The sequence below is a fragment of the Streptomyces sp. NPDC050842 genome, from assembly GCF_044456565.1.
In the GTDB taxonomy this organism is placed as follows: Bacteria; Actinomycetota; Actinomycetes; order Streptomycetales; family Streptomycetaceae; genus Streptomyces.
The window spans coordinates 188966-202262 of record NZ_JBITGA010000003.1 but is presented as its reverse complement, the minus strand read 5'-3'; the positions used below and the strand labels follow the sequence as shown (position 1 = coordinate 202262).

General features: G+C 73.2%; 10 protein-coding genes, 2 tRNA genes and 1 pseudogene. 2 read left to right on the top strand and 11 right to left on the bottom strand.

The annotated features are described in order from the left end of the window. Positions 1-21: 21 nt before the first annotated feature. A complete protein-coding gene (locus tag ACIBG6_RS10155; RefSeq protein WP_399222118.1) occupies positions 22-1215 on the bottom strand; it encodes a hypothetical protein in 1194 nt (397 codons plus the stop codon). 316 nt (positions 1216-1531) lie between these two features. Between ACIBG6_RS10155 and ACIBG6_RS10150 the strand changes: the two genes are divergently transcribed. After that, positions 1532-1605, top strand: a tRNA-Lys gene (locus ACIBG6_RS10150). A gap of 41 nt (positions 1606-1646) precedes the next feature. Here the strand turns inward: ACIBG6_RS10150 and ACIBG6_RS10145 are convergent. The 6 genes from ACIBG6_RS10145 to ACIBG6_RS10120 form a co-directional block, all read right to left on the bottom strand. After that, positions 1647-2318: a LuxR C-terminal-related transcriptional regulator gene (locus ACIBG6_RS10145; protein WP_399222117.1), complete on the bottom strand. Its 672-nt coding sequence runs from the start codon at positions 2316-2318 to the stop codon at positions 1647-1649. After that, positions 2240-3553 (bottom strand): sensor histidine kinase, encoded by a 1314-nt coding sequence (locus ACIBG6_RS10140; protein ID WP_399222116.1) that lies wholly within the window; start codon positions 3551-3553, stop codon positions 2240-2242. Before ACIBG6_RS10140 ends, ACIBG6_RS10145 begins: the two co-directional genes overlap by 79 nt. A 73-nt stretch (positions 3554-3626) precedes the next feature. Next, entirely contained in the window at positions 3627-5309 is a 1683-nt protein-coding gene (locus tag ACIBG6_RS10135; RefSeq protein WP_399222115.1) for an AMP-binding protein, read from the bottom strand. A gap of 40 nt (positions 5310-5349) precedes the next feature. Continuing rightward, positions 5350-5946: a lytic polysaccharide monooxygenase gene (locus ACIBG6_RS10130; protein ID WP_399222677.1), complete on the bottom strand. Its 597-nt coding sequence runs from the start codon at positions 5944-5946 to the stop codon at positions 5350-5352. Positions 5947-6099: 153 nt separating this feature from the next. Then, the gene (locus ACIBG6_RS10125; protein WP_399222114.1) at positions 6100-8061 is read right to left on the bottom strand and encodes an SPFH domain-containing protein; all 1962 of its coding nucleotides are present in this window, start codon (positions 8059-8061) and stop codon (positions 6100-6102) included. 25 nt (positions 8062-8086) lie between these two features. After that, positions 8087-9622 (bottom strand): peptidoglycan-binding protein, encoded by a 1536-nt coding sequence (locus ACIBG6_RS10120; RefSeq protein ID WP_399222112.1) that lies wholly within the window; start codon positions 9620-9622, stop codon positions 8087-8089. A 183-nt stretch (positions 9623-9805) separates the two neighbouring features. On the opposite strand from ACIBG6_RS10120, the gene ACIBG6_RS10115 reads away from it, so the two are divergent. Then, positions 9806-9879: transfer RNA gene (locus tag ACIBG6_RS10115), tRNA-Lys, on the top strand. Between the two features lie 82 nt (positions 9880-9961). Here ACIBG6_RS10115 and ACIBG6_RS10110 read toward each other — a convergent pair. The 4 genes and pseudogenes from ACIBG6_RS10110 to ACIBG6_RS10095 form a co-directional block, all read right to left on the bottom strand. Then, positions 9962-10829 (bottom strand): annotated as a pseudogene (locus ACIBG6_RS10110) (glycoside hydrolase family 6 protein). Positions 10830-11045: 216 nt separating this feature from the next. Beyond that, a complete protein-coding gene (locus tag ACIBG6_RS10105; RefSeq protein WP_399222111.1) occupies positions 11046-11720 on the bottom strand; it encodes a class F sortase in 675 nt (224 codons plus the stop codon). 2 nt (positions 11721-11722) lie between these two features. After that, on the bottom strand, positions 11723-12409 hold the full coding sequence (locus ACIBG6_RS10100) for a PT domain-containing protein (protein WP_399222110.1): 687 nt from the start codon (positions 12407-12409) through the stop codon (positions 11723-11725). Positions 12410-12481: 72 nt separating this feature from the next. Beyond that, the gene (locus tag ACIBG6_RS10095; RefSeq protein ID WP_317595635.1) at positions 12482-13261 is read right to left on the bottom strand and encodes an HAD-IIA family hydrolase; all 780 of its coding nucleotides are present in this window, start codon (positions 13259-13261) and stop codon (positions 12482-12484) included. Between the last annotated feature and the right edge of the window lie 36 nt (positions 13262-13297).

Here is a 13297-nt window from a genome sequence, read left to right as displayed (position 1 = left end):
CCGCTGCTCAGCGCGTCGGGTCTACTTCCTCGACAGACCGTACTGCGCAGCGTTCGTGGCCCGGCGGGAGCGCTCCAGTGCCCGCCCACGGCCGCGCCGCTTCTTCGCCTCCCGCTCCAGGAGCACGCGTTCCTGCGGGCTGAGGGTGATCTCGGTGGAGGCCGGGGCCCCCTCGGCGGGGTCGAGGCTTGCGGGGAAGGAGACGATGGAGATGTTTGAGACATTGCCGTCCACCCCGCCGATCCGGTCCATGGCGGCTGCCTGCTCGCGCATGGCGCACACAGAGGGAGCGGTGTATCCGGGGCCGAGGATCATCAAGTGCGCCTCGTACACCCAGCCGCCCCCCGGCGCGGATGCCTTACGCCGTCGTACAAGATCGACCTTGTGCCAGCGACCCGGATCGATGAGGAAGTGCTCGACACGCGCCCACTGGCCCGGCTGCTGCGGGATGCGTACCGGGAGTACGAGGTCACCGCGGCCGGAGTCGGGGCCGCCCGCGAACACGACGGCGAGCGGGCCGGTGTGGTCCCACCATGTCGCCTTCCGAGTCCCCGGCTTCCCCGACGTGGTGGTCTTGCCCGTGGCCACGGCGCCGGACGGCGCCACCAGCACTGGCATCCGGCGCGGCTGCTGCACGGGGTGCCGGCCACCGTCGCTGTAGGCCCTAGCGTGGCCGTGCAAAGAGCCGACCAGGCGGAAGGTCTCCCACTTCCGTTCGGTGGTGTGGGAACGGGCGCGGCCGGGGATGCGGGTGAAGTCGTACCACCGTCCGAGCTTCGGCTTCCCGAAGCGGTTGCCGGTGGCGTCCGGGAACAGGTGCCTCTGTACGCCGTTCCACACCTCATCAGCCATGTGCATGGCCAGGGCCTTCGAGACGTGGTGCTTGAGGTGCCCGGAGGCTTCGAGGTGCTTGTACGCGCACCGCTCCAGAGCTTCACGGGAGAGGCCGAGGTGCTGGCGTACGGCCTTCGCCCCGTCCCGGTCGCGCTCGTGGAACGCGGCCCAGTAGGCGTCGACCCTGGCGCGGGCGTCCCGCTGGACTGCCCGCTTGATGTTCCACATCGCACCGAACAGCTTGCTCAGCCGAGCGAGGTCGGCGGGATCGGTGACGGCCAGCGGCAGGACCATCACCGCCACCTGCCCGTCGCCGGGCTTCTTCCATTTCGGGGCCTTGTTCTTGCCCCGGAACGTCCGCTGCGTCCGGGCAGCCCCCATGACCGTCACCCCCTCGGCGTCACCCCGACTCCACACCCAACCTAGAGACCATCCCGCACGCACAAGCGAATCACGCACGCATTCACCAGCACCGGCGACACATCGCAAGCGCGTACGACCGAAAGGTGGCGGCACGGCTCAAGGTCACCAGCGAGAACAAGAACAAGCCATTCGCCAAGCGCAAGGCGCGGGCCGAACACGACATCGCCCGCCACGCCGCTCAGCAATCCGCGGGGCGTCGCGCCCCGCCGGAGGTGCTCCGGCGGGGCTGTCACGAGCATCCCGGAACACCAGGTAGTATTTTCTCTGTCAGCAGGCGCCGCTAGCTCAGTTGGTTAGAGCAGCTGACTCTTAATCAGCGGGTCCGGGGTTCGAGTCCCTGGCGGCGCACAGACAGGGAAAGCCCCTCGCTTCGGCGGGGGGCTTTCTTGTCATGCTCGGAGGTAGGTGAGGACGGCGAGGACGCGCCGGTGGGTGTCCTCGGCCTGCGGCAGGTCGAGCTTGGCCAGGATGTTCCCGATGTGCTTGCCGACGGCGGCCTCGGACACCACAAGACGGCGGGCGATCTCCGCATTGGAGTGCCCCTCCGCGACCAGGCCGAGGACCTCGCGCTCGCGCGGGGTCAGCGCCTCCAGCGGGTCCCGGTGGCGGCGCAGCAGCTGCCGTACGACCTCGGGGTCGACGACCGTGCCCCCGTCGGCGACCTGGGTGAGGGCCTCGACGAACTCCTCGACCTGCCCCACCCGGTCCTTCAGGAGGTAGCCGACGCCGGTGCCGTCGCCCGAGTCGAGGAGGTCGGCGGCGTAGCTGCGCTGCACGTACTGGCTGAGGACGAGGACCGGCAGGGCGGGCCGGTCGGCGCGGAGCGCGACGGCGGCGCGCAGACCCTCGTCCTGGAAGCCGGGCGGCATCCGGACGTCGGTGACGACGATGTCCGGCTCGTGGACGGCGACCGCCTCGCGCAGGCCGTCGGCGTCACCGACGGCGGCGACGACCTCGTGGCCGAAACGGGTCAGGAACCCGATCAGTCCCTCGCGGAGGAGGACGCTGTCCTCGGCGAGGACGACGCGGAGCTTTCTCGGATCGCGGGGAGCGATCGGCACGGGATCTCCAATCGGAGGACGGTCGGCCCGCCGGGCGGGCTCATGATCGTCAGTGTGCCATCGAGGACGGCGATCCTGTCGGCGAGTCCGGTGAGCCCGGTGCCCCGGGCCGGGTCGGCGGCGCCCCGCCCGTCGTCCTCGACGTCGAGCCGCAGGACGCCGTCCGCGTACCGGGCGGTGATCCTCGCCTGGGCGGCGCCGCTGTGCTTGCCGATGTTGGCGAGCGCCTCGCAGGCCGCGAAGTAGCCGGCGCTCTCGACGGGGACGGGCAGCCGGGGCAGGTCGATGTCGGTGTCCACGGGGACGGCCGAGCGGTCGGCGGCGTCCGCGAGGGCCGCGCCGAGGCCGTAGTCGGCCAGGACCTGCGGATGGATGCCGTGGATCAGCTCCCGCAGCTCGGTCAGGACCTGCCCGGCCTCCGCGTGGGCCTTGGCCAGCTGGTCGGCGAGTGGTCCCGGCGGGGCGTCGAGGCGGGCGAGGCCGAGGGTCATGGTGAGGGCGACGAGCCGCTGCTGGGCCCCGTCGTGGAGGTCGCGCTCGATGCGGCGGCGCTCGGCCTCGAAGGCGTCGACGAGCCGGGCGCGGGAGGCGATCACCTCACCGATCCTGCCGTCCCCCGCGTCGGTCTCGCGCGGGGCGAGCAGGGCCCGGGCGAGGGCGGCGCGGGCCCCGGCGACGGCGGCCAACGGGTAGGCGAGGGCGACGAGGAGGACGGCGCCGATGAGGGCGGCGGCGAAGGCCTCGGGGTAGGAGGTGACCAGGTACGCCTTGACGACCTTCGCCTCCTGACCGTCCGCCGCCAGCTGGAGCGGGGTGCTGAGCAGGGCGAGGGGGAGGCCGACGCCGACGGCGAGCGCGATGAGGTCGAGCGGCCACAGGACGGTGGCGAGCAGGAGGCCGTACCCGAGCTCGCGCCAGGTCGCCTGCTCCCCGGCCCGGAGCCGGAGCCAGGCGGTCAGGCCGGGTGCGGCGGGGACGCGGTGCGGGTCGGGGGCCGGGTCCAGGTCGACGAGGCGGAGCCGGAGCCGCTCGACGGAGCCGAGGGCGAGCCCGGAGAGGAGGAGCAGCGGCAGCCCCACGACGAACAGCGAGAACACCCCGAGGACGATGAGCACGAGACAGGCGAGCGCCCCGACGATCCCCCCGCCGGCGAGGTACCCGGCGGCCCGCCAGGGCCAGGAGCCGAGCGGGAAGCGTGACCGGGTGAGCGCCTGCCAGGGGTTACGGGGTTCCATGAGCGCCCACGGTAGGCGCGGGTCCCTGGGCGGGGCCATGGGGTTGGGGGGTGTGGCGGGGGTGGGGCTGGGTCTACCCCCGGGCCTCCTGGGTCGGGGTGCGGCCGTGGCGGGCGTACTCCGCCTGGAGTGCGGCGGTCGCCTCCGGGGTCAGGGGCTCGTACGGGGCGTCCGGGGTCGGGCGCCACCAGACCGGGTCCTCGCAGAGGAAGGACGCGCGGCGCAGGCCCACGCGGTGGATCTTGTTGGTGGCCGTCAGGGGCAGCTCGCGCATCACGCGGACGAAGCGCGGCGGCATCTTCGTGCCCAGGTCCGGCTGCGCGGCGAGGAAGGCCGCGAAGTCCGCCGGGTCGAAGTCGGCCGCCTCGCGCAGGGCCAGCGCCGCCATGACCTGGTCGCCGGCCACCGGGTCCGGTATCGCGTACACCGCCACTCCGGCGGCCCGGTCCCAGCGGGCGAGGATGTTCTCGATCATCGCCGCCGCCAGGTTCTCGCTGTCGACCCGCAGCCGGTCGTCCGTGCGGCCCGCGAAGTAGAGGAAGCCGGCCTCGTCCCGGTAGAAGAGGTCGCCCGTCCAGTACCAGCCGCCGCGCAGCCGGACCGCCTCCGCCTCGGGGTTGCGCCAGTAGCCCTCGAAGGGGTTGCGGCCCCGGTTGACGAGCTCGCCGACCGCCTCGTCCGCGTTGAGGAGCCGTCCCGTGGGCGAGAAGCGGGCCGGTGCGCACTCCTTGCCGGTCTCCGCGTCCAGTACGGCCAGGTCGTCGCCCGGCGCGGCCCGCCCGATCGCCCCGGTCGGGGTGTCGGGGGTCCGCTGGATCGCCGCGCCGCCCTCGGAGGAGCCGTACCCCTCGACGAGCGGGACCCCGAACCGCTCCCGGAAGCGGGCGGCGTCCACCGCCCCGGCCTCCGTGCCGAAGCCGAGGCGCAGCGGGTGCGCGCGGTCGTCCGGGCCGGGCGGGGTGGCGAGCAGGTACTGCACGGCGCGGCCGACGTAGGTGAAGTAGGTGGCGCCGAAGCGGCGGACGTCGGGGAGGAAGCCGGACGCGGAGAAGCGGGCCCGGAGCGCCACTCCCGCGCCGGCGGAGAGCGCGGGTGCCCAGTCCGCGATCACCGCATTGCCGTGGAACATCGGCATGCAGACGTAGTGGACGTCCTCGCGGCGTACGCCGAAGTGGGCGACGAGCGACGCGCCGGCGGCCGCGAGGCGCCCCTGGCTGCAGAGCGCGGCCTTGGGCGCGCCCGTCGAACCGGAGGTGAAGGAGAGCAGGAAGCGGCTGTCGGGGCGTACGGGACCGAGGGTGGCGTCTCCCGGGCGGGCGTCCCCGTAGGGGGCGAGGAGCTCCCGGTAGGCGTCGGTGTCGGTGACGAGGATGCGCAGCCCCGGCAGCGGGAGGCCGTCGAGGAGCGGCAGGTGGGCGCGCTGGGTGACCAGGATCCGGCAGTCGGTGTGGCGGATGTCCCGGGCGAGTTCGGCGCCGCGCCGGGTCGGGTTGATCCCGGCGACGGCGGCCCCCGCGAGGGCCGCCGCGCTGAGCCAGAGCGGGTACTCCGGCGTGTTGTCGAGCAGGATGCCGAGGTGCGGCTCGCGCCCCGGCAGGGGTGGCATCAGGTCCACGAGCAGTGCGGCCCGCGCGGCGGCGCCCGCGGCGACCTCGTGGTGGCTGAGGGTGTGGTGCTCGTCCCTCAGGCCGATCCGGTGGTCGCCCCATTGGCGCCGTACGAGCTCCGCGACGGTGTCCGCACCACTCCCACTCATGGACCGGACTGTAACTGACGTACCGTCAGAACTGAATGCCTCAGAACTTGACGTCCGAGCAGGCGTAGAAGGCGTTCGTGGTGTCCGCGATCGTCCACACCGCCAGGATCAGGTGACGGCCCGTCTTGCCCGCCGGGAGGGTCCCGGAGTGCGAGAGGGTCGCCGGCGGCTGCTGGTTGTTGTAGGGGACGGTGAGGAACGGCTGGGGGTCGAGCGCGGCCCGGGTCAGCTTCTGACTCGGGTTCCAGCCGTTCTTGGTGATGTAGTACTTGAAGTCGGTGGTGCGGTGCCGGGCCGTGAACTGCCAGCGGAAGCTGTGGCTCTGCCCCGCCGTGAGGCTCGTCGTCGGCCAGGCGCCACCCCGGGGGTCGTCGAGCTGGGCGAACTGTCCGAGCCCGCCGGCGCAGATCGTGCCGTCGGCGGGACCGGCGGCGGGGAAGCCCTTGGGACCCTCGACCGACTGCGGCTCCCACTGGATGTTGCCGCAGTTGGTCACGGTGCCGTTGGCGCAGAGCTTCTGCCGGCTGATCGGCGAGTCGGTGTAGCCGTGACTGCCCGCGCTGCCGGTGGCGAGGAGGGAGGCGCCGGCGACGCCGAGCGCCACCACCGCCGCCCCGACTGATTTCTTGTTGCGCATGTGCATGCTGTCGCTCCAGGAGAACGTGGGGGAGTTCCGTTGGGCCGTGCGCACGCGTGCGGTAGTGCGGTCTTACTCGGTGTGGTGCGGGTGACTCATTTTGGTCTGGACCAAGTACCAAGGTATGGACGGAAGTTGAACATGTCCATCCCCTCAGACCCCCTCGGCGGGCGCCGTCCTGCCCGTGTAGAACGCCACCGTCAGGTCCTTGACCAGCGCCTTGCGCTCGTAGTCGTCCAGTTCCACCAGACCACGACTGGTCAGCCGGTGGACCACGTCGTCCACCGCGTCCACCACCGACGTCAGGACACTGTCCCGGTGCTTCGCGTCGATCGCCGCGATCCGGCGCCGCTGCATCGCCGCCGCGACCTCGGGGGCGTACTCGATGCGCGTCGGCTGCGCCGAGAAGACGTCGACCCCGACCGGGGCGCACTCCGCCGACAGCATCCGCGTCAGGGCCTCGCCGACCGCCTCGGCGTCCCGGAGCGTCGGGGCGTCCTCGTGGAAGGCGTCGGCCGGAAGCTGCGACAGCACCCGGGCCATCGCCGCCTCCACCTGCTCCCGCAGGTACTCCTCGTGGCCGTCGACCCCCAGCGCCGCACGGACGGTGTCCCGGACCCGCCAGACGACGAGGACGACGACGTCCAGGGCCGTCCCCTTCGCGTCGACCGCGGGCAGCGGCTCACTGCGCCAGTGCCGGAGCCGGACGTCGACGCGACGGCGGAGCAGGAGCGGGCTGACCCAGACCAGACCCGTACGGCGGACGGTGCCGCGGTAGTCGCCGAACAGGGTCAGGACCCAGGCGTAACCGACCCTGCCGCGGCCGAGACCGCCGACCGCGAAGAGGGTGGCGACGACGCCGAGCGCGAGCAGTGCCCACTGGCCGAGGTGGATGCCGTGGTACGGGCGGGCCGGCAGCCGCAGCATCCGCGCCGCCTCCTCGGGCACGGCTCCGGTCCACCACACGACCGCCGCGCAGCCGGCGAGCGCGAGCGTTCCGCCGGCCACGCCGACCCAGCCCGGCAGCACCGGGCCGGGCCGCTCGACGAGATCGGGATCGGCGGTGGGAGCGGGGCGGGCCTTGGCCCGGGACTGCTTCTGGTTCCGGTTCTGCTTCTCGGTACGGGGGTGGGGTCGGTCCTTGGGGCCTGACCGGTTCGATGACTTCGCCTGTGTCTGCGTCTTCGCGGGTGCCGGGATGGCCGCCTTGCCGTTCTTCACCGGGGCGACGGTCGCGGCCATCGCGACCGTGTCGGGTCCTTCGTCGTCCCCCTGCGATCCGGGGGAGGTGGCGCGGCCCTCCGGCTCGTCCCGGAAGAGCAGGTGCACGGGGATGGAGCCGGTGGTCTCGGCCCCGATCACGTTCTTCCGCCGCGCGACCCGTACGACACCGGCGACGGGCACGGCGAGCGCGGCGACCCGCGCCTCGGTGATCCGGGCGAAGTCGGGCACGTCGACGCGCTTCTTGACCACGGAGACCTTGGCGGCGACCGGGGGCACGGGCGCCACGGCGGGTGCGGGTGCCTTCGGGGAGGAGTCCGGGAGCGGGTCGGCGGGGGGCGCCTCGCCCTCGGGGGTCACCTCGCCCTTGAGGGCTGTCTCCTCCTTGAGTGCTGCCTCCTCCTCGGGGGTCACCTCCTCCTTGGGGGTCACCTCTTCCTTGGGGGTCGCCTCTTCCTTGGAGGCCGGCGTACGCGCAACCGTCGGCGTGCCGATGACCGAGCCCGTCACCGAGCCGAGCGGAGCCGTCCTCGCGCCCGTGGCCGGACCCGAGGAGGCGGGCGCGGGCGGCGGCGTGACGAACACCGGGCCCACGTGGGTGGGTGCGTCCGTCGGCGGGGCGGGCGGCCTCGTGTTCTCGTCGGGAGCCGGGACCGGCGCGGCCGGGTCACCCGTCGGCTTCTCGGCCACCGGCTCCGCCGGGGCGGGCGCGGCGGGCGCGGTCGGCGGCGGGCCGGCGGCCACGGGGTCCGCCGGGGCGGGCGGTACCGGTTCCCCGCCCGGCTGTGGTGACGTGCGGGGAAGGGTGCCGTCCGTCAGGCGTCTGGCCGTGCGGGCCGCGTCACGCGAGGCCGCCGCGCCGGAGTCCGCAGGGGTCGGGGTCGATGCGGTCATTCGGGTCCACCTCATGCTCTCGGGGTCATCGGAACAAGCGCCGCCAGGTCTCCGGGCCCGGGTAGCCGTCGGCCGCTCCGCCGCGCCAGCCCTGAGCCCGCTGGAACGCCTCGACGTTGCGGCGGTCCGCCTCCGTCCAGCGCGGACCGGGTCCCGACAGGTAGTGCTTGCCGAAGCCCCGCTTCACCAGTTGTTTGCCCAGCTTCTCCACATATGCGTTGGATTGGCCCGGACGGAAGTAGCCACGCCCGGGGAACCCCGTCGCATTCGCGCTCGAACCGCCCGAACCACCCGATCCGCCGATGTCCTTGCCCTTGCCGGTGACGAGGAGCTTCCACGTATCCGGCCCGGGCAGGCCGTCCGCTTCCCTGCCCTTCCAGCCCTGCGCGAGCTGGAACGCCTGGGTCGCGCGCCGGTCCGCCTCGCCCCACTTCGGACCCGGTCCCCTGCTGTAGTACTTCTTGCCGCCGCGCTCGACGAGGAGCTTGCCGAGCTGGGTGACGTGGGAGTTGTTCGCGCCCGGGCCGAACATCCCCGCGCCCGGGTACGGGGTCGCCGGGGTCGTCGGCGTCGTCGGCTTCGACCCGCCGCCGGTCGTGCCGCCCCCGCTGCCGCCGCTCACCACGCCCTTGTAGCGGTAGCCCACGTACCGGTCGGAGTTCTCCCAGTACGCCATCGGCGTCGCCTGCTTGCGCGTGCGCGGCTTGGTCTGCTCGTACGCGATGTACGAGGTGTGGGTGTAGTCGGTCCAGCCGCCGAAGATCGTGACGTGCGAGCCGCGCGTCGGGTTGGCCGGGTTGTGGAACAGCAGGATGTCGCCGGGCTGGAGCTCGGTGCGGTCGATCCGCTCGGCGAAGCGGTCGAGGCTCCCGGTCCACTCGTTGCTGCGCAGGTTCCAGGCCATGGAGATGTAGCCGGAGCAGTCCTGGCGGTACCCGTCCGACCAGTACTTCTCCATGGAGTACGGGACCTGTGCGGTCACCCACAGCTTGGCGCGGTTGATGATCTCGGCCCGGGTCGTCTGCCGCAGCGTGCCCGTCGAGATCTGACTGGTCGCCGGGGGCGTGGCCGTACCCGTACCCGTACCCGTGCCGGGGGGCGGGGTCGGCGCCGGGAAGGGCTGGGAGCCGGGGCCCGGCGCTCCGTGCAGCGGCTCCCGCCCGCCCTGCGGGGTGTCCGGCCCGGGCCAGGCGCTCACGTGGTCGGAAGCGTTCGCGGCCGACCGCTCCCGCAGATCCGCCGCGCCCATCCCCGTACCCGTGCCCGCGCCTACACCCGTGCCCGCCCCCGGGCCCGCGTCCACGTCCGCCGGGGTGAACGGGCCCATCGGGCCGACCGGCTCCGCCGGGTGGGAGAGGGCCGTCGCCACTCCCGCCCCTCCCCCGCCGAGGACCACTCCCGCCGCCGTCACCATGACCAGCGCGCGGCGCGCGCCGTGTGCCGCCGGGTGGCCGCCCGCCCGCACGGGCAGGCCAAGCGCGAGGCCACGGCGCTGCTGGGCACAGCCCGGGCAGCCGCAGTCGGCCGCGGGTTCGAACTCCTCGAAGACCGGCACACTCATGCGATTCCCCTCCACACTCGTCAAGATCTTTTGACCCTCGGTTCGGGCGTCAGTGTCTCAACTGTCTGGACAAATCGCATTTTGACGGATCGAAGGCCCAGTACGACCATCCGACAGGCCGGACGCGACCGATATTGGTCAGGAGCACGCCTCCAGGTCCGGTAGAGTTCTCTCTGTCAGCAGGCGCCGCTAGCTCAGTTGGTTAGAGCAGCTGACTCTTAATCAGCGGGTCCGGGGTTCGAGTCCCTGGCGGCGCACGCAGAGTCAAGACCCCCTCACCATCGGTGAGGGGGTCTTGGTCGTTTCCCAGAGGCTCTCGGGGTCTCTCCCCGCCTCGAACTACCGGGCGTTGCGGGCCAGTTCCAGCGCGTACGCGTCGAACCACTCCCCCGCCCTCGGGCCGCCCCGGCACTCCCCGTCCGACTCGCCCGGCCGCTTGATCCACAGGTACGCCGCGACCAGCGGGTCTCCGGTGTCGCGGGTCGGCGGCGCGCCGAGCGCGCGGCCCGGCGGGTTGCACCAGCTCTGGGCCGGGTCGCCCTCCGCATAGGGGCCGTTCCCGTTCCTGCTGGTGTCGATCACGAAGGGCTTGTCGCCGAGCAGCGACGACAGCTGCCGGCCGTAGGCGGTGCTCGCCGCGGTCGTCCGGAAGTTCGAGACGTTCACCGCGAAGCCGTCGGCCTCGGCGATCCCCGCCTCCTGGAGCGGACCGGGCAGCTCCGTCGGAGCGACCCAGCCCGCGTTGCCCGCGTCCAGGTAGACGGTGGTGGCCGACTGCTGCTTCAGCCGCAGGACGGCCGCCTTGAGCGGCTCGTACCGCTCTCCCCGCGGTGCTGTACTGACCGGAGTCGCGGTGCGGGATGTCGTAGAGGACGAGGAGCGCCTCGCGCCCGGCGCGGGTGGCGGCCTCGGTGACGGCGCGGGTCTCGGCCTCGGGCCGGTCGGAGCCGATCCACTCGGCCACCGGCCGGGAGGCGATCCGCCGCAGCAGCCCGGCCTCGGCGGTACGGCCCGCGGCGAGGTGCGCGGCCATCTGCCGGGCGGCCTTGCCGTCGGGGTTCACCCAGTAGGGGGTGGAGGCGGACGGGGTCGGGGCGGGGGCGGGCGGTGCGGTCACGGCGGGCGGGCCGGTCGGGCTCGTACAACCGGCGGCGAGAAGGAGTGCGAGGGCGAGTACGGCCCCACGTGCGGGCTGACGTGCGGACACGCGGGGCCCCTCGGCACGTACGGAGCGGTCGTCGTCATCGTGACACGACAGCCCTCTGGGCCGGGCGGGGCAGGGCCTCTACAGTTTGCGGAACCCCGACCTCCCGCGGTCGGCACCGGGCTCCCTCCCGCCGCCCGTGAGCCCCGCGGTCGAGGACCGGACCGGCCGGTGGCGCCGCGGGACGCGACCCACCGGCCGGGGCCCGGTCACCGGCACTCAGGTCCCGGCCGCTCCCGTGCCCGTGAGGTACGCCGAGACGACCACGTTCGCCGAGTACGTGCGGGCCGTGCGGTCGAAGGTGCCGCCGCAGGTGATCAGGCGGAGTTCGGCGCGGCCGGGTTCGCGCCGGCCGTAGACCTTGGTCGCGTCGAAGTGCTCGCGCGGGAAGACCTGGACGTCGTCGACCGTGAATTCGGCGACCGTGCCGTCCGTCCGGGTGACGCGGACCTTCGCGCCGGGGCGGGCGGCGCTCAGGCCGTAGAAGACCGCCGGGCGGGTGTCGGTGTCGACGTGGCCGACGAGGAGGGCGGCCCCGGCCGCACCCGGAGGGGTGCCGGCGCCGAACCAGCCCACCGTGTGCGGCATCGCGAAGGGCGGCGGGTCGATCGCGCCCGTACCGTCCAGGCCGCGCGCCACGACCGGCGCGGCGATGCCGAGGGACGGGACCTCCACCCGCCGGGGCTCGGCGGGCGCGAGCGGCTCGTGGGCCGCGGGCAGCGCCACGCCGAGCGGCCGGCCGACGGCGGCGATGTCGCCGTGGGTGGGCGCGGAGCTGCCCCCGGGGCCCTCGGTGACCTCGCGGCCCCAGAGCCAGAGCCCGAGGAGCAGCAGCGCCCAGGCGACACCGGTGACGAGTCGCCCGGTGCCCGCCGGGCGGGTTCCGGACGGCATCCTCAGTCCGAACCCGTGCCCGTACCGGAGCCGGAGTCGGGGCCGGCGGTGCGGCGGCGGGAGGTGCGGAAGGCGACCGCCACGGCCGCGATCGCGGCCATGCCGAGGCCGAGCAGGGTGTACGGGGTGCCGAGGCCGCTCTCGGTCGTGGTCTGGGCGACTCCGGGGGCGGCCGGGGCGGCGAAGGCGGCGGTGCCGCCGCCGCCCGCGCGGACCGGGGCGACCGGGCTCGCGTGGTGCGTCGGCTGGTGCGTGGGCTTCTCGGTCGGCCGGTGCGTCGGCTGGTGCGTCGGCTTCTCGGTCGGCCGGTGCGTCGGCTTCTCGGTCGGCTTGTGGTGCTTGACCTGCACCGTGCCGACGTCCCGGTGGTCGTGGCCGTCACAGGTCACGGTGACCTTGTACGTACCGTCCTCGAGCCCGGACTTGATCGTGGTGTCCCCGAACAGCGGGTAGCCCCCGCCGTCCCGGCCGGTGAGCTCCACGTCGGCGACGAACGCCTCGGACTTCGCGGCACCGGTCGTGCCCTTGCAGCCCTTGACGCGGACGTCGACGTCGGCGCCGGGCGAGGCGGTGGACGGGGTGACGGTGGCCTTCACCCCGTCGTGGGCGTACGCGCTACCGGCCGTGGGTGCCAGTACGAGTACGACGGCCGCCCCCGCGGCACGGAGAGCAATGGGACCTGAACGCATCGTGACCTCCTGGTACTGGCAGGGTCACCCGGATCGGCGCTCTTCGCATCCGCAGGGGGGCCGGGCGGGGCCTCAGACGCGGTCGACGATGTCCGCGATCGAGTTCACGATCTTGGACGGGCGGAACGGGAAGCGGTCGATCTCGGCCTGGCTGGTCAGGCCGGTCAGGACCAGGAAGGTCTGCATGCCCGCCTCCAGACCGGCCAGGATGTCGGTGTCCATCCGGTCGCCGATCATCGCGCTGGACTCGGAGTGGGCGCCGATGGCGTTGAGGCCGGTGCGCATCATGAGCGGGTTCGGCTTGCCCGCGAAGTACGGCTCCTTGCCGGTGGCCTTCGTGATGAGCGCGGCGACGGAGCCGGTGGCCGGGAGCGGGCCCTCCAGGGAGGGGCCGGTCTCGTCGGGGTTGGTGCAGATGAAGCGGGCGCCGGCGTTGATGAGCCGTACGGCCTTGGTCATCGCCTCGAAGGAGTACGTCCGGGTCTCGCCGAGGACCACGTAGTCCGGGTCGTGGTCGGTGAGGACGTAGCCGATGTCGTGCAGCGCGGTGGTGAGGCCGGCCTCGCCGATGACGTACGCCGTGCCGCCGGGGCGCTGGTCGTCGAGGAACTTGGCGGTCGCGAGGGCCGAGGTCCAGATGTTCTCGACGGGGACTTCGAGGCCCATGCGGGCGAGGCGGGCGTGCAGGTCGCGGGCCGTGTAGATCGAGTTGTTCGTGAGCACCAGGAAGGGCTTCCCGGTCTCCCGCAGCTTCTTGATGAACGCGTCGGCGCCGGGGATCGGGACGCCCTCGTGGATGAGGACGCCGTCCATGTCGGTCAGCCAGGATTCGATCGGCTTGCGCTCTGCCATGGGTGCGGGACTCCTGCCGTACAGACGTGCGGTGTG